Here is a 21,646-nt window from a genome sequence, read left to right as displayed (position 1 = left end):
AACTATTTTCATTCCGAGGAACGAGGAATCTCCACAAGTAACTCTACAAAGATTGGCAATTTTAGGAGTGGAGTTTCTCGTGGAGATCCTTCCTTCGTCAGGATGACAAAAACCGCATAATTTTTTAAAATTATGCGGTTTTTGTTTTTTAGAAGATATTTATTTTTGATTCTCGTCAACCACCAATTTCAAAGAATTAATATAATCAGTATCAAACTCAATAACACGAATCTTTTCTGGATTAAAACTCAATTCTCCTCCAAACTGGCCGCGTGTGTCTAAAAAATTAATGGTTAATTCTTCGTCGTTTAATTCTATTAATTTTCCTAAATAAGCAGATTTTGATGATTTTTTTGCAATTTGAAAAATGCCGTATTTCTCAGAAATAAATTTCATGATTGAAGCCAAATCTTTAATCGGAATGATATCTTCAGAATTAATTTTTAAACCTTTCAATCGAATTACTTTCTCTGTAAACGCCAGATCATGATCTCGGTTTACCGCTTCGATGTTTTTATTTCTTAAAATGACAAAACCGTCCAAAACAAAATCTACAGGATTATTTCGAAGTAAAATCCATTCATCAGAATAATCAATTAAAAATCCGCTGAATATTTCTTTCTTATCCTGAAATTCTATTTCGACCAACTGTCTTAAATATTGTTCCATAATTTTAGTTTTTGAAATTCCAAGTTTTAAATTCCAAATTCCAATTTAGTCAAACTTGGAATTTGGAATTTAAAACTTGGAATTTGAAGTTTATATTTTTAAGGATTAGTAGACCAGATGCTGCTGTTTTTGATAAATACTCTTCGGTTTAATTTTAACTGCGCAATAATTAAATCTGCCATATCTTCAGACTGCATCACTTTTTCTGGATTTCCGTCAGTCAGGTTTAAATCCTTAGCCATGTCAGTGGCAACAGTACTTGGCGTTAAAGCCGTAACACGAATATTGTGTTTTCTCATTTCCTGCATCAAAGAATCGGTTAAACCTAAAACAGCAAATTTAGAAGCGCTGTATGCACTCGTAAGAGCATTTCCGTTTAAACCTGCAGTAGATGAAATATTAATAATGTCTCCAGTTTGTCTTTCGATCATATTTGGGATAACGGCGCGTGTCGTATAATACGTTCCCATTAAATTCACCTGAATAATTCTTTCCCAAGCTTGTGGCTCCAATTCCAAGAATTTTCCAAAAGAAGCAATTCCAGCACTATTGATTAAGATGTCAATACTTTTAAATTCGGCAATTGCTTTTTCAACAGCAGTATTTATAGAGTTAATATCCGAAACGTCTGCAGATAAAGCCAAAGTTTTTACACCCAGTTTTGCAGTTTCTTCTGCCAATTGATCAATATCGCTTTTAGTTCTAGAAACTAAAATCAGGTTTACACCTTCTTTAGCCAAAGCAATAGCTACAGCTTTTCCAATTCCTTTTCCAGCACCAGTAATTAGTGCATTTTTATTTTTTAAGTCGGTCATGATTGTATTTTTAGAAATGCAGAAAGCATCATTTTAAGTAATACAAAAATAAGCTTTTGCAAACTAAAATGATGCTTTAAAATATATTCTTAATCTAAGTTTAACAACTTTTTGTTATTCTTTCAAAACCATATCGATACACATTACAGCTCCTAAAATTAATTGTCTCAACGGACTTTCGGCTGCTACAGTGTCTTCAATTTGAAGTACATAATTGTCGGCGCTTGTGAAAAACTCTTTTCCTAATCCAGCCCATTTTTTACTTACCTGCGCCAATTGTTTGTTTTCATGTGAGAATTTAAAATCCCAGCCTGTCCATTTTCCTTGAAGTGTTGCAACAGGTTTTTCGTTTTTGTCTAGGATATCAAACTTTCCTCCAATAGAGAAGAATTTTTGTTTAAAAGTTCCAATCAAACGATCTTTTTCGTCCAATACTTCAACAGTAGATCTAAAGATCGCTACACCTCTTCTTACGGTGATTAGTTTTTCGCCAGAAGGAGTTGTGATTTCAATATTAAATGGAGTTGCTCTTTTGTAATCTGTAAAACGAAGTACTTTTGTGAAGAAACCAAGATTGTTTTCTCGGCAGTTCATAATTATCTGATTCGTTTCCGGATTGTATATGTCATAGTTATTTGCGGCTTTAAACATTCCAACATGTTCTTTTACTAAAAATAGATTTTGGCTTAAAATTGGGTTCATACGAGTATAAAAAATTAAAGTTTTGAATAAAGCCCAAATGTAATACAATATTTATTAATTATACTGTTTAGAAGTTTCAACCAAACGAATAAATTCAGCTTTGTAACCTTCGGCATCATTTGAATTTCCTTGCTTTGCTAATTTTACAATCTCTTCAGAAGACTTGCCGGCAATCAATTTTGAATCTCTTAATTTTAATCCGAACCAAGCAACTGCAGTACTAAATTTCATATCATCACTCGCTTTTTCCATAGCAGCTGATTTGTTTTCAATTATCTGAATCATTTCTATACTTTTGTCACCGTCAGGTTTTTTATAACGGAATTTTATTGTTGCCAATTCATTAGTGTAATTGCTTGAATTTGTTTCGGTTTTAGTGTATTTTAAATCATCTGGCTGTACATTTAAGTAATCGCTTTTTACACCAACAGGAATAATTTCATATAAAGCCGTTACGGTATGATTACTTCCTAATTCTCCAGCATCAATTGCATCATTTTTAAAATCTTCAGCACGAAGTTTTCTGTTTTCATATCCAATCAAACGATACGATTGCACTTGTTTCGGATTGAATTCAATCTGTATTTTCACATCTTTCGCGATAGCAAACATCGAACCTTTAAATTCTTTTCCTAAAAAACGATTCGCTTCTTGAATATTATCGATGTACGCATAGTTTCCGTTTCCTTTGTCAGCCAAGATTTCCATTTTGCTGTCCTTGTAATTTCCCATTCCGTAACCTAAACAGGTTAAGAAAACGCCTGTTTTTCTTTTTTCTTCAATTAGTTTTTCCATATCAGAATTAGAAGAACTTCCCACATTAAAATCGCCGTCAGTTGCCAGGATTACACGATTGTTTCCGCCTTTGATGAAATTTTCAGCAGCTGTTTTATAAGCCAGTTCGATTCCTGCACCGCCGGCAGTACTTCCGCCAGACTGCAATTTATCCAAAGCATCTATAATTGTTTTTTTCTCGTCGCCAGAAGTTGGAGGCAGAACCATTCCAGCAGCGCCGGCATACACTACGATTGCCACTTTATCTTTTGCACGTAATTCGTTTACTAAAATTTTTAAAGATTGTTTTAATAACGGAAGTTTATTCATATCGCTCATTGAACCCGAAACATCAATTAAGAAAACAAGGTTTGAAGCTGGCAGATCGTTTGTTGGAATATTTTTTCCCTGTAAACCAATTTTCAAGATTTTATTGTTTGCATTCCAAGGCGAATCGCTTACTTCTGTGTTAATAGAAAACGGATTTTCATTTTTAGGCTGTGGATAAGTGTATTTGAAAAAGTTCACCATTTCTTCTACACGAACTGCATCTTTTGGGACTTGTTGCCCATTGTTTAAAAAACGTCTGATATTGGTGTAAGAAGCATTATCAACATCAATAGAAAAAGTAGAAAGCGGTGCTGTTTTAGGGCTTTCAAAAGCATTCTCAACAAAAGAATCATAATCTTCCTGAGTTGGTTCAGTAGGAATTGGCATTATGTTTAGTTTTTTGTCTAATTCTTTTTCTGAAAGATTTTTATAAAGTTCATTTTTAGTCGAAACTACAACAACGCCATTTGAACCTTTACTTCCATAAATCGAAGTTGCTGCTTGGTCTTTTAAAACCGAAACATTGTCAATATCATTCGGATTAATTTTTGCCATTTGGTTGGCTTTTGCTGGAACTCCGTCAATTATGTACATTGGTTCATTTTTTGGAGAAACAGATGCATTACCGTGTACAACGACATTGGGACTTGGCATATAAAGGGCGTTACTCGCAACTTGCATCGCCATTTTTCCTTGCGGTGCTACCGATTTATCTCTTTTTTCTTTTCTTCTTTCGGCACGAGCATAACTGCGGTCTTCATATTCAGCATTACTTGTACCATAACCCACAACTACAACTTCACTTAGAGTTTGATTGTCTGGAAGAAGTTTTATATTGATAATATTTGAGTTCTGAACCTTTTGACTTTGGTTTTTATATCCAATGAAGCTGAAAACCAGCATATCGCCAGTTTTGGCTTGAATACTGTACTGCCCATCAAAATTGGTTGTCGCATCTGCTTTTGATGTCTGATTGTAAATAGTAACACCTGGAAGTGGTTGTTTTGTTTCATCTGAAACGATTCCAGTTATTGTTCTTTGTTGTGCCATGGTTACGAAACATACAAGCATAGCAATGGCTGATGAAATAAGTTTTAAACTTTTCATGATAATAATTTTTAAGATTAATGTTCGGATTTAGCTTTGTCAAAGCTGCAGACTTTGACAAAGCTTGGAATTACTTTTTCGGAGCTGGTTTTCCTGTTTTTGTAGTAATAATGACAACTCCTTTTTTACCTTTTTCACCATATTTTGAAGTGGCTTCAAGGTCTTGTAAAATAGTTATAGTTTTAATGTCTTGTTTGTCCAAGGGCGCGTAAGGACTCGTTGGATTATTGCCAAATAAATCATTTTCAGAATAATAAATGCCGTCGATAATGTACAATGGCTCGTCTAGAACAACGAGCGAATCTACATTTTCTGGATTTAGATTCGGAAGTTCATTTCGCATCATTTTATCTTTTTTAGCTTCGTCGCTATGCGCCATTGCGTTTCCGTTAAAAATAACAAGTGGAGCACTTTTCTTAGCTCTTGGAGTACTTTTTTCAGCAAAAGCGACTTTCGCAGATTCTCTTTGCGGACTCCTTAAATAAGCCGATTCTGAAGAAAACTCTTTTTTAGAAATAATGTTATCGTCTTCTTCAATTGATTCTTGCACTACAGGCGCAGCAGCTACAACAGCATCTGCTGCAACTTTTGGTGCTGGTGTAGCTTGTAGCAATTCTGTATTTGGTGCAATTGTTTCCTCAATAGCGACTCTTTCTTTATTTTTAGTATGATTTTCTAAAATTTTATCGGCTTCTTCTTTTGAAACAATTCCTGAATCAGAAGAAGGTTCTGTACTTTTTTGATTTAAAGCAGGCTCTTGAGATTGTTCTTTTTCAGTTTCCTGAATAACTACTTTAGGAGTTTCTTGTACGGCATTTTTATCTGTATGTAAAAATTGAACAGCTAAAGAAATTAGTAAAAGAAGAGAAGCAGCAATGGCAATTTTTTTCCATAAAGCAATTGTTTTTTTATCTTCTTTTTTGTCGAGTTTTTCTTCAACACGTGCCCAGACTTTTTCCATTGCGGGAAAGTCTTTGAATTCCGCATTTTGCGAAGCTTCTTTTATTTTATCGAATAATTTATCTTGATTGTCCATGACTATTTTGCTTTTTGATAATACAGTTTATTAACCAGTTCTTTCAATTTGGTCTTAGCGGCGTTCAATTGTGATTTTGAAGTGCCTTCGGAGATCTTCAGCATTTCGGCTATTTCTTTATGAGAAAAACCTTCAATGGCAAAAAGGTTAAAAACAGTTTTACAGCCGTCTGGAATATGGTTTAATAAATTGAGTAAATCTTCTTCTTCCAATGTATTTAATTCGTCAACAGAAGGTTGAGAAATTAGTTTTACATCGTCGAGATACATGTTGAAATTGGTTGCTTTTCGAATTGATGCCAAACAATGGTTTACGGTTATCCTTCTGGCCCAAGCTTCAAAAGCATACGCTTCTTTTAATTGGTCCAGTTTGGTAAAAATCGTAAAGAAAGAATCGGCAAGTGCTTCTTCAATTTCCTCTTCCTTTTTTAGGTATCGTTTGCAAAGGCGATACAATTTGGGCGCCATGTATTCGTACACCTCACGCTGCGCATCGCGGTGCATTTTTTTACAGTTTGCTATTTGAGTCTCGTTTATCACAATTGTTGTCTTTCTTATATAGAGCGATAAAAAGATAAAAAGGTTGGGACGATGATGAATTTTTTTTTAAAGGTTCAAAGTTACAGAGATTCAAAGTTACAAAGGTTTGTCGTAGAGACGCACAGCAGTGCGTCTAAAGTCCTGTAAATCCGCAATTTTTAATGGAGTGAAATATTTATTCTCCCAAACAAATATCATTATAAAACTCTACAATTTCTTTAATATCTTCAAAAACCCATTTATCGCCTTTTAATTTTTTGACAATAAAATCGCAATCAGCGAAAAACTTGGAAGTGTTTTTTCTCCACGCGTTTATAACACCGCAGTTTAAACAAGTTGGATATTTGTCTTTTGGCTTTTTTATGTAATAAAATGTAGAAGGTTGGCTTACATTAGAATTTGATAAATGTTGTTGGGCTTGCGGACCTAATTGTGTTTTTAAAGTTGGGCTTAAGGTATTATCAGGCCGATCATCGTACGGATTATAAATCATGTCTGTAAGACTAAAATCTGAGCCTACTTTTTTATATAAAGTCGCTTCACCTTTAGTAATAATTTCTACCAATTTTGGTTTGTCTAAAGAATTCAGCTTTACATATTCAAAAGTTCTTGTGGTTCCAAAATCAAGGAAAGTAATTTTTTTTACATACTCTTCATCCCAGCTGTCAGATTTGTCATCCTGCGAAACTTTAAATTTTATTTTATTGAATTTTAATGAAGCAAAACCTTCTATAGAATCACCATCTTTAAAATAAATTATAGCTTGTGTTTGAGAATAGCTTTTAAGGCTGATAAGAATTAGGATTATGAATTTGTAAAGTTGTTTCATTCGTGAGTTTTGATTTCATGAAATATTTATCGTAGAGGCGTGTACAGCAGTGTGTCTCTACATTTAATCTGCTAAGCGAAATACTTTGTGTTCTCTGTGTAATTCTTTGTGAATCTCTGTGTAATAATTTTACCGCAAAGATTCACAAGGAATTTAATTTGCATGTACAGAACTTTTATACCAAATTTCTATTTTTTTAATTGATTCTCTGTCAGTTTTAGGATAACAGTTCAAACCCAAATTTATCTTTTTTTTCGAAATATAAGAATTTAAAAATATTATTGCGAAACCCCCAATCTCAGCATCTTCGGTTGAAAGATATGAAGAGAATATATTCATATATCCACAACATTTTTCTTGTGAACGGATTATCGAAATTAAGTATTGCACATCATCTGGTTTTACCCAGTTTTCAGGAAATTCTCCAGTCATTGTTACGCTATTTATAGGAGTTTTGTTATACCTGTCTTTACAAATAGTAATAAAAGATTCTGGGTCCAGATCCTTTATGTATAGAGTTTTATAATATTCTTTCTGGGCTTTCTTGGTCTTAAAATCATAAAACAAATAAGTACCGGTAACAAGAATTAAAACTAATACTAATGAAAGAATTATTTTTTTCATAAATGTAACTAGCAAATTCAATTATATGTTCTATTACTTCGCCATCTGAAATTTTGAATTTCCAACCTGCCACAATGCAAAAGCAAACATATCAGCACTATCATTATAAGTTACATCCAAATCGTTAGAAAAATGTCCGTTTGCGTAATTTACATGTAATAATATTGGTCTGTCAGAACTATTGTAATTTTGTAAAACAGCAGCAAATTTTCCAGGTTCCCAAGAAGCTACTCGTGCATCGTTAATTCCAGTATGAACCAAAACAGCAGGGTATTTTTGTCCCTTTTTAACTTTGCTTTGCGAATCCATTTCTAGGATATTTTTAAAATCTTCTTCATTTTTTAAAGAACCAATTTCTGGAATTTGATTCGGACCGTTTGGAGTTGTTTCCATTCGCAAAGTATTGGTGCATCCAACTTCAATAATAGCAGCTTTAAAAAGATCAGGACGTTCTGTAATTGCTCTTCCAATTAAGACACCGCCCATACTTGCACCATTTCCAATAAGTTTGTCTGCCGAAGTATATTTTTCTTTGATTAAATATTCAGAACAAGCAATAAAATCTTTCCAAGTATTGGGTTTCGTCGCTTTTTGACCTCCTTTATGCCAATTTGCTCCTTTTTCTCCGCCGCCTCTAACGTGTGCAAAAGCAATTACAGTATTTTGCTCCAGCAATGCCATCAAATCATCGCCAATATAATAGGGTGTTCTGCTTGATCCGTAAGCGCCATAACCACTAATATAGCAAGGAGTAGAGCCGTTCATTTTAATGTTTTTTGGATAAATAATAGACAAAGGAACCATTACGCCGTCGTGACTTGCAATTTCAACTTCTTTGACACTATACTGCTTTGAAAAGTCAGGATAATTGCCGCTTGCAATAAATTGTTTTGATTTTTCTAAATGGCCAGTTGAACCATTAAAAGAATAAGTCGTAGATGGTGCGATCCAGCCGTTGTAAAAAAATAAGAGATTATCATTTTCACGAGAATTTAAAGCGTAAGCTCCACTTGAACCTTTAGGAAGAGGTATTTCCTTGCTTTCTAATGTTTTTGGATTAATCTGATATCTGTCAATTACAATTCCGTCAGTTAAGCTATAATAAATGAAATTTTTAGATTTCAGTATTCTTCGTAATACTTTATTGCTCTCCGGAATTATAATTTTAGCATTATCAATATTTGGATTTTTAATATCTGTTAGTCCTATTTTATAATTTGGTGCATTTTTATGAGAAACAAAGAAAAATTGATCTCCAATTATTTCATAGCTTATAATTTCATCATCATATTTAATAAGCGGTTTCCAATTTATTTTCGGATTGTTAAGTTCTGAATAAGGAGCATAGAATGCTAATATTTCGCTTTTTGTAGATCCGATTTCTAAAATTATGTATGAATAATTATCTGAGAATTTAACATCAGGAAACTGTTCAGCAAGAAGATTCAAGTTGGGATTGTTTTCTTTTGATGCCAGTATTTTATCGGTCTCCGGATTAGTGCCAATAACGTGAAGTAGAGATTTCATGTGTTTTAAAAAATCATCACTTTTATTATCATTGGTACTCATTTTGGTATAAGTAATCGCTTTGCTATCAGGTGTAAATTCAAAATTAAACTCACTCCACACTGGATTTAAATTGTCTGGAAGAAAAGTTTTAGATTCAATATCCATAATTCGGAGATCACAAACTTCGGCACCATCTTGGGATAATGTAACCGCTAATTTTTTCTGGTCCGGACTAACATTGAAATTTGTAATTGTTGCATCTTTTTTATAAGTTTTGGGGTCTAATAATAAGACCTCGGTTCCGTTTAAACCTTTACGGATATATAATTTATCAATGCTTTCTCCTTTTTTCTTTTTGGTGTAATAATAATTGTCTCCTAATTGTTTTACGTAAGTATAATCATCTCCTGCCAATGCACTAATTTCCTTCATTCTATTGAAAAGAGCATCACGGCCAGAGATTTTTTTTATGACAGAATTGGTAAAATCGCTTTGATCTTTAAACCATTTTTGCACTTCTGGTTTTTTCATATCTTCCAGCCAACGGTAAGAATCTGTGATTTTTGTTCCGTAATAATCATCTACTACAGGATGTTCAGGTGTTGAAGGATATTGATATTGAGCCTGTGATATTTGACTGGTAATAAAAACTAAAAGAGCGAAAGCGGTTTTTCTGATCATTATTTTTTTATGTTTATAATTATTACTGATGGTTTGTTGTATAGTCAAAGACTCAATAAACAGGAAATTGCTGCGTTATTTAGGAATTGTCAATTTGTATATTTTTGTTTCCAAAAGATCGGTGTCATTATCCTCGCAAAGCAAAAACTCGATTTTATTGTTTTCTTTTTTGTAGAAAGTTAAACCTTCAAATTTATTGGTTGAGGTTATTTTTTGAGTGAAATCTATTTTCATGGTTTTAATGTCAATTCTGCCAATGAAGCTTCCTAAGATTTCACCGTCATCATAAGTTGATTTGGTATCTTCTGCTGTTGAAAGGAAATAGATTTTATCATCAACCAAAACAGCGTCTGTAAAGCTGGAACGAACGCCTTTTATTTTTGGAAGTTTGTAATTGACAGAAATTAGGGCAAATTCTTCTCCAAGGTTTTTCGCGTGAATCGTAAAAATGGTGTTTTTATTAGAAATTCCATTTCCTCGGTTGAATAAATACCAGTTTTCGCCATCGAAAATAGCGCCTTCCAAATTGAAATCTTCTGGTTTTATTGAACCGAAATTCTGCATTACGGCATACAAATCAACTAAATTGTTTTTTTGTAAAACAGTTTTGGATTTCAAATCAAATTCGATCATTCTGTTTCGGTTTTCGGTTGAACCAGAACCAAAAACATAAAGTGTATCGTTATGATGCGTTAGCGATTCAAAATCGGGTTTTAAGTTTTTCGGAATATTTTGCGACGGATTGTCAATTAACGCATGCTGGTTCAATTGCTGATTCTGCATATTGTATTCGTATAAGAATCCGCTGTTGTCGCCAATGACATAAAGTGCATCATTATTATAAAATAAACCTGATGCCGAACCGATGCCTATGATTTGAAATAATATTTCTAATGTGAATTTTTCCATGGAAAATGTGTTTTGAAAACTTTTGTGTGATAAAAATAAATTTATTTTAAAATTAGTTTTTAAATCTAAAACTCTTTAAGATTTAAGTAGATAATTAGATTTTCAATCTGTTCTCCTAAATTACAATCATATGATTTTTCTTTTTCTAATAAGATTTTTTCAGGACTATAAAAATGGTATGGAAATACTTCAATATGATATGGACCGAGGTCATCGTTTAAATGATTATAGTTGTTTCTTACTTTTAACAATTCTCTAAGTAAGTTATCCGAATTCTTAATATTTAAAAAAAGTTCGTATTCATCCATAATGTAATGCGATCTCTTCTCCTTATTTAGATTGAAAGCCTCTAACCCCCATCTTTTAAGCATTTCAATTGTTTCAATATTTCCGAAATAATAGGCTAAAATTAACTGATTTATTATAGCCAAACATGTACGTATTTGAATATTCACATTCCAGCTTAATTGAATATAACCAATACGCCTAATTTTAATTTCTTCTAAGTTAAGTAAATAAGCTTCAAAGAGATTTATTGTATTTTCTCTCAATGCATCAGAAATAAAATAAGAAATTTTATTTGCAACAAGTAAAGGGTTATTTATTTTATCAATAGTAGTAATAAAGTTTTCTATATCTTCATGTGTTAATTTTTTCATTTTAAATTTTTATAACTTTAATCAAAATAATCCAATGAATAGCAAATTGGATAGTTATCGGAATTCGTAAAAGTAGTATATTTATTATAAATAAAAACGGGAAAAAATATGAAGTCAATAGACCCAAAAGATTTTAAAGTTACAGATGAAATAAAATTAAAGAAGCTTCCGACATTACTAAATGTTGATGCGGATGATGACGAAAAAGAAGAGAAACTAGATAAAGTTCAGGCAAAATTAAGTGATTTGCAGGATGTTATGTATGCGCACAATAAGTATGCGGTTTTAATCTGTCTGCAAGGAATGGATACTTCTGGAAAAGACAGTTTGATTCGGGAAGTTTTTAAAGAATTTAATCCGCGCGGGGTAGTGGTGCATAGTTTTAAAACACCAAATTCAACCGAATTGGAACACGATTATTTATGGCGACATTACATTGCTTTGCCCGAAAAAGGGAAATTTGCCATTTTTAACAGAACGCATTACGAAAATGTTTTGGTAACGAGAGTGCATCCAGAATTTATTTTGGCGGAGAATTTACCAGGAATTAATTCGGTTGATGATATTAAACCGAAATTTTGGAAAAACAGAATTGAACAAATCAATAATTTCGAAAGGCATATTGCAGAAAACGGAACTATCGTTATGAAGTTCTTTCTGCACTTGAGTAAAGAAGAACAAAAGAATCGTTTACTGCGCCGTTTGGAAGAAGGAAAGCATAATTGGAAATTTTCGCCAGGCGACCTTAAAGAACGCGAACATTGGGATGAATATCAGCAGTATTACGAAGAAGCAATTAACCAGACTTCGAAAGAACATGCGCCTTGGTATGTAGTTCCTGCAGATGATAAAGATATGGCACGTTATATTGTGGCTAAAATTATTTGGGAGGAAATGAAGCAATATACCGATATTCAGGTTCCAGAATTAGCTAAAGAAATTAAAGACAATTTTGATACGTACAAAAAGACTTTGGAGAAGAGTTAAAATTAGATAATTTGTAAATGTGTCGATTAGATAATTTTTCTAGTTTACAAACCCGACAGGTTTTTAAAACCTGTCGGGTTTAATTTTTTAGCTGAATAGATTTTTATAAAATAAAAAACCCGACAGACTATGCAGGCTGTCGGGTTTTTACCAAAAACAAAATAATAAATTAAACCTATTTCTTAAAGTTTAAAACCGTATGCAACACGTAGTGCTACTTGGTTGGTTCTAAAATCATGATAATCTTCGTAACGAACACTTAAGTCAATATATTTATTAGCGTAACCAATTCCTGGCGACCATAAAAAAGTAGTGTTGTTGTAACCATTTGTTACTGCAAAACCAGCACCAAGTTCTCCTAGTACATAAAATTGATCTTTTAAAACAAAGGCTTTAAAACCTGCTTTAGCCGGAATAAATCCTAGATCTTTTATGTCATTTCCAGCGGCATCTTTTTTGCCGTTAAATAAATTAGTAAATCCTGTTGTTAAGGTTAATGATGTTTTTTTAGAAAGGTCATATTGTAAACGAACGTCTCCACCAAGAGCCCAGTCGTAATCGTTATCTGTTGGAAGTCCTCCATTTACTCCAAATCCTAATCTAAATCCTTGATCGTAATTTGTTGCTTCTGTTTCTTGAGCGAAAGTTGTGTTAGAGAATAAAAAAGCAAAAGCAACTAGGCAAATAATCTGTAATTTTTTCATGGCTTATAATTTTGAATTATTAATGATGTAAAAGTAAAATAGAGCACTTTTGAGCTTGTTATATAATTTTTAAAAATCGTTATATAATATTATGGTATACTTATTTTACCCTTAATAAAGGCTTATATTTTTATTAATAGGATAGAATTCGAAGCTTCTGATTATCTTTGCCGACTAAAATTGATTACAAGTGAATTTAAAGCAGTACACCAGAGAGTTTTCGTATAATTTGAGACTGGCATACCCTATTATTCTGGGAATGGTTGGCCATACTTTAATTGGTATTGTCGATAATATTATGGTGGGTAAATTAGGAAGTACAGAACTTGCCGCGGTTTCTCTAGGTAACAGTATGATTTTCATCGCGATGTCTCTTGGAATTGGATTTTCAACAGCAATTACACCAATTGTTGCAGAGGGAGATGCAGAGAAAAATGACAACAAAATTCGTTCTGCATTTCACCACGGTTTATTCCTCTGTACTATTTTAGGATTAGTTCTTTTTGGAGTTATTATGTTTGCAAAACCAATTATGGAATTATTGGAACAGCCTGCAGATGTAATTGTGCTCGCAAAACCTTATTTAGGATGGGTAGCTTTTTCGTTGATTCCATTAATAATGTATCAAGGATATAAACAGTTTGCAGACGGAATGTCGATGACTAAATATTCGATGTATGCAATGGTAATGGCAAACGTTCTTCACGTGGGAATTAATTATGTTTTGATTTACGGAATTTGGATTTTTCCAAAAATGGGAATTATTGGCGCAGCACTTGGTACCGTAATTTCAAGGATCTTTCTAGTTATGTTCATGCATATCATGCTTTCACGAAGAAATGATTTAAAACGATTTTTCAAAAACTTTAGTTTCGACGAAATTAAAAAAGCAACTATTAAAAAGATTATCAGTATCGGATTTCCTTCGGCTATGCAGATGCTTTTTGAAGTGGTTTTGTTTACGGCTTCTATCTGGCTTTGTGGTAATATTGGTAAAACGAGTCAGGCGGCCAATCAAATTGCTTTAAGTCTTGCATCGATGACTTTTATGTTTGCAATGGGACTAAGTGTTACTTCGATGATTAGAGTGAGTAACCAAAGAGGTTTAATGGATTATAAAAAACTAATTGTTGTAGCGAGGTCTATTTTCTTGCTTGCCATTATCTTAGAAACTGTTTTTGCTATATTCTTTATTGTTTTTCATAATTATCTTCCTTACATCTTTTTGAATATGGAAAACACAGGACAGATTTTAGACAATGAAGAAGTAATCAGTATCGCTTCAAAATTGCTTTTAATTGCAGCTGTTTTTCAAATTTCTGACGGAATTCAGGTTGTGGTTTTGGGCGCTTTACGCGGATTGCAGGATGTAAAAATCCCAATGTATATTACGTTTGTTGCATATTGGGTTATTGGTTTTCCAATTTCTTATTATTTAGGAGAGCATACCGACTTAAAAGCGCAGGGAGTTTGGATAGGACTTTTGGCTGGTTTAACAGCTGCAGCGCTTTTTCTGTATATTCGCTTTCATTACTTAACTAGAAAATTAAATAATAATTCAGTTTCAAATAATTAAATTTGACTGCCCATAAACAGTGACAGCAAAATAAATAAACAATTAATAAAACAAAATAAATATGGAATTACCTAAATTTTTACTTGGAGATAATACTGATTTTCCAGATGATATCTTTATCATTCACCTTGATTACCCAAGATTTATTATCAATTTAAAAGATGATGAGGTAGAATTTTTAGAAGAACCAGAAGATCTAGATGAAGCTGAATTGAATGCAGAAATGGAAAGCTTGATCGAAAAAGCAAATGATTTTTACGATCGTGAAGTAAACCGTTACGAAGAGTAGGGAAGTACACCCTTACTTCGTACAAAACACTTTAGCTAAATATCTAAATTATCTAATGAAAAAATTAAGTTTTTTAAAGCCTATATTTAATTTTATAGCAATCGGATTATTGATTACTACTTTAAGCCGAATCTTTTTATTTTTTCTTTTTAAAGAAAGAGTAGAGCAAACACCAAATTTCTGGTACATTTTTCCAATCGGTTTACGAATGGATTTGATTTTACTTTGTTATTTGTCTTTTCTGCCGGCTGTTTTAATTACTTTTCTGCCAAATAAATGGCTGAAATTTACCAATACGTTTTTGGTAATCTATAGTTTCTTATTTCTGTTTCTGATTCTATTTGTGGAGTTAGCTTCTCCGGATTTTGTCAAGCAGTACGATACGCGCCCAAATAAGATCTTCTTAGATTATTTAATTTACCCAAAAGAAGTTGTCGGAATGCTTTTAAAAAGTTATCTGACTTCTATAATTGTTACTTTCCTGATTTTAGGAGTTGTGATTTATTTTGCCTTCAAAAAAGGAAAAAAATATTTTCACACCACAAGTACAGAGTATAAATTCAAATTAATGGTTTTTCCATTACTTGCTTTTGTGTTGTTTTTTGGAGCACGTTCAAGTTTAACTTCAAAGCGTCCGATTAATGCTAGTAATGCTGTTTTCTCGACAGATCAACTAACTAATACGTTAGGTTTAAATTCATTTTATACCGTTGCTTTTGCAGCATATTCTATTAAAAATGAAGGAAACACAAAGATGTATGGTAAAATGGATGAAGCCGAAGCGATTGCACGTGTAAAAAAATACATGATTGCCGGTCCAAATGATTTTACCGATGCTGAAATTCCATTTTTGCATGTACAGCAGCCAGATTCTGTTTTGAAAAAACCTTATAATTTAGTGATTTTCCTGCAGGAAAGTTTAGGCGCAGAATATGTTGGAATCTTAGGCGGAAAACCTTTGACACCAGAATTTGACAAATTATCTAAAGAAGGAACATTATTCACCAATTTATACTGCACAGGAACTAGAAGTGTTCGCGGAATAGAAGCTGTTGTAACAGGATTTTTACCTTCACCTTCTGAAAGTGTTGTAAAACTTGGAAACTCACAGCAAGGCTTTTTTACACTTGCCGAGGCTTTAAAACAAAAAGGTTATGATACGAGTTTTATTTACGGAGGAATGGCGAATTTTGACAATATGGCTTCGTTTTTCAACGGAAACGGTTTTCAAGATATTGTAGATCAAGAAGATTTTGAATCTGATGGAAACAAATATGCTTTTAAAGGAACTTGGGGCTATTCTGATGAAGATTTGGTAACTAAAGCGAATCAGTATTTCAAATCAAAAGGCAGCAAACCATTTTTCTCTTTAATGTTCTCGACTTCAAATCATGAACCATTTGAATATCCAGCAGGAAGAATTAAACCTTACGATAAAAAAGCGGCGACGGTAAACAACGCCATGAAATATGCTGATTTTTCTATTGGAAAATTCTTCGAAATGGCTAAAAAAGAAGATTATTTTAAAAACACCATTTTCATTGTAATTGCAGATCATAATACGAGAACATACGGCAAAAATTTAGTGCCAATAAATAAATTCCATATTCCTGCATTTATTATGGGGCCTGGAGTTCCAAAAGGAGCGATTTATGATAGATTAGCAAGCCAGATTGATATTCCGCCTACATTGTTAAGTTACTTAGGCCTTCCGTTTGAAACCCCAATGGTAGGTAGAAATTTAAGCAAACTTGATCCAAAAGTACAAGGAAGATCTATTATGCAGTTTAATGATATCAATGCATTTAGAGTAGAAAATCAAGTTGTAATTATGCAGCCAAATTTGAAACCATTGCAATTTGAAATCAAAAATGATACGACTTTAATTCCTGTTAAATTAAATGAAGAATTAGCTAAAGATGCTTTGGCGCATGTGATTACTGCTGGGAATTTGTATAAGGAGAGTAAGTATAAATTAAGGCGCTAAGATTCTAAGATACTAAGGTTCTAAGTTTTTTATATACTGTCAGTTTGATCAGAGAACTGCAGAGCATTCCGACTTTGCTCAATGTGACAAAACTAGACAATTTCCTAAATTAAAATCTTAGCAACTTAGTATCTTAGTCACTTAGAATCTTTAGAAAAATATAATTTTAACAACTCAGAAGCAGCTGCAAAAGGTGAAATTTCATTTTTTTGCACTGCTTTTTTGCTTTCTTCTAAAAGTGAAATAATTTCTGGCTGATTATAGAAGTTTTGTTTTAATTGTTCGTTGATGGTTTCCATCATCCAGAAATGATTTTGGTCATTTCTTTTTTCGTCGAAAAATCCGCTTTCTTTAGTTAATTCAAAATATTCAGAAATAGTATTCCAAACTTCAGGAATGCCATCTTTTGTCAGTGAACTGCAAGTGGTTACTTTTGGCTGCCAATTTGATTTTTTTGGTGGAAACAAATGCAAAGCTCTATTGAATTCAAGTTTTGCCTGATTTGCTTTTTTGATATTATCTCCATCCGCTTTATTGATGACAATTGCGTCTGCCATTTCCATAATACCGCGTTTGATACCTTGAAGTTCATCGCCGGCACCAGAAATTTTTAAAAGCAAAAAGAAATCAACCATACTGTGAACGGCAGTTTCGCTTTGGCCAACACCAACAGTTTCTATAATAATAGTATCAAAACCTGCAGCTTCGCAAAGAATAATTGTTTCTCTCGTTTTACGCGCGACACCGCCTAAAGTTTCCCCAGAAGCGCTTGGTCTTATAAAAGCATTTTCATCTTTAACCAATTCTTCCATTCGGGTTTTATCTCCTAAAATACTGCCGTGTGAAAGCGAACTGCTTGGGTCGACTGCTAATACGGCTACTTTTTTTCCTAACTCAGTAAGTTGTTTTCCGAAAGCTTCAATAAAAGTACTTTTTCCAACGCCGGGAACACCTGTAATTCCTATTCGGATAGATTTATTCGCATGTTGTAAGCAGCCTTGAACAACTGCACTGGCTTTTTCAAAATGATCTGGATTTGTACTTTCGATTAAAGTTATAGCACGGCTTAAAGAAGTTCTGCTACCATCTAAAATTCCTTTAATTAATTCCTCAGAAGAGGGCTGTTGTCTGCGTTTGCTTTTAATTTGATTGATAGCCGAAACATTGGTGATTTCAGGAGGTGAAATTCCAGCTTTTTCAGTAATGCTGCTCGACTGTTTTTTAAAACTTGACAAAATACTTTTTTAATATTGTAAAAGTACAGAAAACAAAAACAGTTTCAAAAGACAATTGTTCCTTTGAAACTGTGTTGTTAGGTTTGCCACGAATTACTCGAATTTCCTCTAATTTTTAACGCTTTTTTTGTCATCCTGAGCGAAGTCGAAGGACTCTAAACCAGCTCGACAAAGATTGAAAATATTAATTGTGAGTTACTTGTGCGTCCTTCGCCTTCGATAAGGATGACATGAGTAAATTAGCTTCTATAAATAGGAACAAACAATTCGTGAAAATTCGTGTAATTCGTGGCTAAAAAAAAATTAGTAACCAGCTGTAAATCTAACTTGATGATGTTTTGGATTTTCTGCTTCATCAGCAATAACAACTGCTAAATCTTCTACAGATAAAATACTTCTTTGCTCGTCGTTAAATACTGGATTTTCTAATCCTAAACGATATTTTCCTGTTCTTCCTGTTGTAATTCCGCCATGCATTTCAAAAGCAGGACTGAAGAATGCCCAGTCTAAATCTTTTTCTTCCTTAATTACATTTAAATAATCTCTTGCCGCTGTAGCGCCTGCATAAAATTCTTTTGGAAAATCTGGAGTATCAACTGCTTGTAAACCTGGAGCAACAAACAAACTTCCGCCTCCGCCAATAGTAATGAAACGTTTAACTCCTGATTTTTTAACTGCTTCCTGAATAGCTTTAGAACCTGCTAAAAAGTCATCATAGATGTTTGGGTTTGTCCAACCTGGATTATATGCGTTAATAATTGTATCGTGGCCTTTTAAAATTTCTGCCAATGCATCAACATTAAAAATATCTGCAGCAACCCAAATGGCGTTTGCAGTATCTTTTGGAGTTCTTGCTATTGCAGTAATTTCATGTTTTCTATCTGCTAATTCGTTTAAAATTGCTGAGCCAACAAATCCTGTTGCTCCGATAAGTGCGATTTTCATAATATATAAATTTATTTAGTAATAAAAAATGTTACAGTTTAGGTTAAAAAAATAGTTTTAAAATTGATTCGAAAAATCTTCCAATGAAATTGCTTCCAGCTGTGTGCTAACTTTTTGGTTCATTTCGCTATATAAAGCTTCCAAATGCTGATTGATGTTTTTTCCAACAGGACAATCAGGATTTGGCTGATTTTTAGCAAAACCTAAACCAATAGTTTCAAAGGTCATTTCGAATATTTGTTTTAAAGTCAGTTCAGCAGCATTAACCGCCAATTTTGTACCGCCATTTTTTCCTTCTTTACTTTCTACAACATGATGAGCTTTTAGGTTGGCAATTTCTTTTCGAACCAAAACAGGATTTAAATTAATACTTCCCGCAATAAACTCAGATGACAAAAAATCATTTGGGAATTTATGGAGCAAAGTAAGAATGTGAATCGTTATGGCAAATTTACCTGAAATCATACTGTAATAAAATATGTTACAAATATAAGTGGCTTTTTTGAAATAAAAAAAGTTTTAACTAAAAATTAATTTTTGGTACTTAAAAGTCACTTAACCAGTGAAAAGCAAAAAAGATGCACATCATTAAATTGAATGATGCGCATTTTCCTGATTGACTATTTTGATTTTTGATTATTCCTAATAGAAGAAAAATATACCCAAAGTATAAAAAGAAGTTGCATTGGGATTCTAAGCCATAAATAGGAAAGTCCTTTGCCTGTATAGTCTGCAGTTTGCAAATTGATATTATTACTAGCCGCATAAATGTTAGCCGGAAGTAGCAGTATAAAAAATAAAATAAGCAAATTTCCGGTAAGGACTTTGGTACTTGGCAATAGGAGTCCAATTGCAGCGACTAATTCTATAATTCCTGTCGCCAGTACAATGGCGTTTGCCCAAGGTAAAAAAGAAATCATCATTGCCATTCCTTTCGTAAAGGCAAAATGACCTATAGCTGTAAATACTAGCATAAGTGCCATGGCAACCCTTCCTGAGAATGATAGTTCAAGTCGTTTGGTTGTAAGCCAGATAATAAGTAGAGTTGCAGTAAAAGCACCAAATAATACAATTAAGGTTTCCATATCTTTTTGTTTTTATTATACAAAGTTGCACAGTAAAGAAACCTAAAACAATGAACCTGGGTTATGAAATGCGCTTTCTAATTCGGCTTAAAGCTTGTGGAGTAATACCGATATAAGAAGCAAGGTATTTTTGAGGTATTTTTTGAATTAATTGAGGTTGCTCAGTAAATAAATTAAGGTATCGTTGTTCTGCAGAATCATTTAGTAACGACAATTCTCTTTTTGATTTTTTAAGAAATAATACTTCGCTTGCCAAACGGCCGATAGTATTACCGATTTCGGTTTTGGCATAAATATACTGAAGATCATTATAAGAGATACGCCATAATATAGTATCTGCAAGAGTTTCAATAGTATAATTTACGGGTAATCGGGTAATAAAGGAGTCGTAACCACTTGTAAATTCGCCATCAAATACAAAAGTAAAAGTGAGATCTTTATTTTCTGAAGGAATGTAGTACCTAACGATTCCTTTTTCTATAAAGGAAAGGTAACTTTCAACGTGGCCAGTATGAAGAATTGCCGTTTTCTTTGAAAATTCCTGACGGATAAGTTTTGACGAAAAGATATTCCAGTCTTCATCAGAAAGTTTTACCATTCGTTCCAAATTGTCTCGTATTTGCTGCATTACTTTTTTTTAAATATTAAAAGTAACAAAAAACTTAAAGAAGTGCTATAATTTGTTCAGCATCGCAATTTATAAATTCCTATTTTTGTGCGTAAGCCGTGATATGAACAACTTTATATTGATATTTCTCTTTCTTTCCCTAGGTTTAGTTTTACAACACGTAAAACAATTTCCTACTCATATCTATAAGACACTTAATAAAATTGTTATTTATTTCTGTCTCCCTGCGATCACCTTATATCACATTCCGAAAATAAAATGGAGCAGTGAACTTTTGTTTCCAATAGGAGCAGGGTGGATTACTTATTTATTAGCCTTTGTGTTTTTTCATTTTTTAGGAAGAAGAAATGGCTGGTCTAATAAATTAATTGGGTGTTTGATTTTAACTGCTGGATTGAGTAATAGCTCTTTTCTTGGTTATCCAATTATTGAAGCTTTATTTGGAAAAAAAGGATTAGAAACGGCAGTGTTGGTCGATCAGCCTGGAACTTTTGTCGTTGTATCGACTCTTGGTGTGTTTACAGCAGCTTTTTATTCTAAAGGAAGCCCAAACGCTTTGGGAATTTTGAAAAAAATAATTCTGTTTCCGCCTTTTATCATGTTTGTTATATCATGTTTGATGAACATTTTCCAATTTGATTTAAATGAAAATATTCAATCACTGTTATTGAAAATAGGCAGTTTAGTAACGCCTTTAGCTTTGCTTTCTGTTGGTCTCCAATTAACTTTTGATCGAAAAAGCCAGCATTGGAAATTCTTGAGACTGGGACTTTTCTTTAAGTTAATTTTAGTTCCTTTCATAATCTTTGTACTATATGTTTTTATTTTTAATCAACGCTCTGAAGTTATAAAAATCACCTTAATGGAAACTGCTATGGCTCCAATGATTACGGGTGCTATTTTAGCTTCAACTTATGGTTTAAAGCCCAAATTAAGCAGTATGATGATCGGTTTCGGAATTCCAATTTCATTTGTAACTCTTGCTGTTTGGTACTTCGTTTTAAGTTTTATTTAGTTTAAAATAGTA

General features: G+C 32.9%; 22 protein-coding genes. 5 read left to right on the top strand and 17 right to left on the bottom strand.

Annotated features, from left to right (window positions below; translation table 11 throughout):
* Positions 1-159: 159 nt before the first annotated feature.
* The 11 genes from ASE40_RS10700 to ASE40_RS10650 form a co-directional block, all read right to left on the bottom strand.
* Positions 160-669, bottom strand: a complete 510-nt coding sequence (locus ASE40_RS10700) for a hypothetical protein (protein WP_057116932.1) — start codon at positions 667-669, stop codon at positions 160-162.
* A gap of 98 nt (positions 670-767) precedes the next feature.
* Positions 768-1,484: a 3-ketoacyl-ACP reductase gene (locus tag ASE40_RS10695; protein ID WP_057116931.1), complete on the bottom strand. Its 717-nt coding sequence runs from the start codon at positions 1,482-1,484 to the stop codon at positions 768-770.
* A gap of 114 nt (positions 1,485-1,598) precedes the next feature.
* Positions 1,599-2,186, bottom strand: a complete 588-nt coding sequence (locus ASE40_RS10690) for a phospholipid scramblase-related protein (RefSeq protein ID WP_057117018.1) — start codon at positions 2,184-2,186, stop codon at positions 1,599-1,601.
* 54 nt (positions 2,187-2,240) lie between these two features.
* On the bottom strand, positions 2,241-4,397 hold the full coding sequence (locus ASE40_RS10685) for a vWA domain-containing protein (RefSeq protein WP_057116930.1): 2,157 nt from the start codon (positions 4,395-4,397) through the stop codon (positions 2,241-2,243).
* 70 nt (positions 4,398-4,467) lie between these two features.
* Entirely contained in the window at positions 4,468-5,433 is a 966-nt protein-coding gene (locus ASE40_RS10680; RefSeq protein ID WP_057116929.1) for a hypothetical protein, read from the bottom strand.
* A gap of 2 nt (positions 5,434-5,435) precedes the next feature.
* Positions 5,436-5,936, bottom strand: coding sequence for an RNA polymerase sigma factor (locus ASE40_RS10675; RefSeq protein ID WP_057116928.1), 501 nt, complete (start codon positions 5,934-5,936; stop codon positions 5,436-5,438).
* A gap of 211 nt (positions 5,937-6,147) precedes the next feature.
* Positions 6,148-6,801, bottom strand: a complete 654-nt coding sequence (locus ASE40_RS10670) for a hypothetical protein (RefSeq protein WP_057116927.1) — start codon at positions 6,799-6,801, stop codon at positions 6,148-6,150.
* A 153-nt stretch (positions 6,802-6,954) separates the two neighbouring features.
* Entirely contained in the window at positions 6,955-7,425 is a 471-nt protein-coding gene (locus ASE40_RS10665) for a hypothetical protein (protein ID WP_057116926.1), read from the bottom strand.
* Between the two features lie 33 nt (positions 7,426-7,458).
* Positions 7,459-9,615 (bottom strand): prolyl oligopeptidase family serine peptidase, encoded by a 2,157-nt coding sequence (locus ASE40_RS10660; RefSeq protein ID WP_057116925.1) that lies wholly within the window; start codon positions 9,613-9,615, stop codon positions 7,459-7,461.
* Positions 9,616-9,690: 75 nt separating this feature from the next.
* Entirely contained in the window at positions 9,691-10,524 is an 834-nt protein-coding gene (locus ASE40_RS10655; RefSeq protein WP_057116924.1) for a DUF6929 family protein, read from the bottom strand.
* Between the two features lie 65 nt (positions 10,525-10,589).
* Entirely contained in the window at positions 10,590-11,183 is a 594-nt protein-coding gene (locus tag ASE40_RS10650; protein WP_057116923.1) for a hypothetical protein, read from the bottom strand.
* A 108-nt stretch (positions 11,184-11,291) separates the two neighbouring features.
* Here ASE40_RS10650 and ASE40_RS10645 point away from each other — a divergent pair, with 108 nt between their 5' ends.
* Positions 11,292-12,170 (top strand): PPK2 family polyphosphate kinase, encoded by an 879-nt coding sequence (locus tag ASE40_RS10645; RefSeq protein ID WP_057116922.1) that lies wholly within the window; start codon positions 11,292-11,294, stop codon positions 12,168-12,170.
* Between the two features lie 182 nt (positions 12,171-12,352).
* Here the strand turns inward: ASE40_RS10645 and ASE40_RS10640 are convergent, their stop codons facing one another.
* Positions 12,353-12,874, bottom strand: coding sequence for a hypothetical protein (locus ASE40_RS10640; RefSeq protein WP_057116921.1), 522 nt, complete (start codon positions 12,872-12,874; stop codon positions 12,353-12,355).
* Positions 12,875-13,064: 190 nt separating this feature from the next.
* Here ASE40_RS10640 and ASE40_RS10635 point away from each other — a divergent pair, with 190 nt between their 5' ends.
* The 3 genes from ASE40_RS10635 (at position 13,065) to ASE40_RS10625 (ending at position 16,726) form a co-directional block, all read left to right on the top strand.
* Entirely contained in the window at positions 13,065-14,450 is a 1,386-nt protein-coding gene (locus ASE40_RS10635; RefSeq protein WP_057116920.1) for an MATE family efflux transporter, read from the top strand.
* Positions 14,451-14,511: 61 nt separating this feature from the next.
* The gene (locus ASE40_RS10630; RefSeq protein WP_057116919.1) at positions 14,512-14,739 is read left to right on the top strand and encodes a hypothetical protein; all 228 of its coding nucleotides are present in this window, start codon (positions 14,512-14,514) and stop codon (positions 14,737-14,739) included.
* 55 nt (positions 14,740-14,794) lie between these two features.
* Positions 14,795-16,726, top strand: a complete 1,932-nt coding sequence (locus ASE40_RS10625; protein WP_057116918.1) for an LTA synthase family protein — start codon at positions 14,795-14,797, stop codon at positions 16,724-16,726.
* Positions 16,727-16,863: 137 nt separating this feature from the next.
* On the opposite strand, the gene meaB is transcribed toward ASE40_RS10625, so the two are convergent.
* The 5 genes from meaB to ASE40_RS10600 all read right to left on the bottom strand — a co-directional run bounded on the left by meaB (position 16,864) and on the right by ASE40_RS10600 (position 20,619).
* On the bottom strand, positions 16,864-17,961 hold the full coding sequence (gene meaB / locus ASE40_RS10620) for a methylmalonyl Co-A mutase-associated GTPase MeaB (protein WP_057116917.1): 1,098 nt from the start codon (positions 17,959-17,961) through the stop codon (positions 16,864-16,866).
* A 303-nt stretch (positions 17,962-18,264) separates the two neighbouring features.
* Positions 18,265-18,906 (bottom strand): NAD(P)-dependent oxidoreductase, encoded by a 642-nt coding sequence (locus tag ASE40_RS10615; protein WP_057116916.1) that lies wholly within the window; start codon positions 18,904-18,906, stop codon positions 18,265-18,267.
* Positions 18,907-18,963: 57 nt separating this feature from the next.
* Positions 18,964-19,371, bottom strand: a complete 408-nt coding sequence (locus tag ASE40_RS10610) for an Rrf2 family transcriptional regulator (protein WP_057116915.1) — start codon at positions 19,369-19,371, stop codon at positions 18,964-18,966.
* Positions 19,372-19,526: 155 nt separating this feature from the next.
* On the bottom strand, positions 19,527-19,991 hold the full coding sequence (locus ASE40_RS10605) for a hypothetical protein (protein ID WP_057116914.1): 465 nt from the start codon (positions 19,989-19,991) through the stop codon (positions 19,527-19,529).
* A 61-nt stretch (positions 19,992-20,052) separates the two neighbouring features.
* A complete protein-coding gene (locus ASE40_RS10600; protein WP_057116913.1) occupies positions 20,053-20,619 on the bottom strand; it encodes a Crp/Fnr family transcriptional regulator in 567 nt (188 codons plus the stop codon).
* Between the two features lie 103 nt (positions 20,620-20,722).
* On the opposite strand from ASE40_RS10600, the gene ASE40_RS10595 reads away from it, so the two are divergent.
* Positions 20,723-21,634, top strand: coding sequence for an AEC family transporter (locus tag ASE40_RS10595; RefSeq protein ID WP_057116912.1), 912 nt, complete (start codon positions 20,723-20,725; stop codon positions 21,632-21,634).
* The last annotated feature ends 12 nt before the right edge of the window (positions 21,635-21,646 follow it).

The sequence above is a fragment of the Flavobacterium sp. Root935 genome, from assembly GCF_001429295.1.
Classification (GTDB): domain Bacteria; phylum Bacteroidota; class Bacteroidia; order Flavobacteriales; family Flavobacteriaceae; genus Flavobacterium.
The sequence above is the reverse complement of the archived record's forward strand: the minus strand, read 5'-3'. Positions and strand labels throughout refer to the sequence as shown.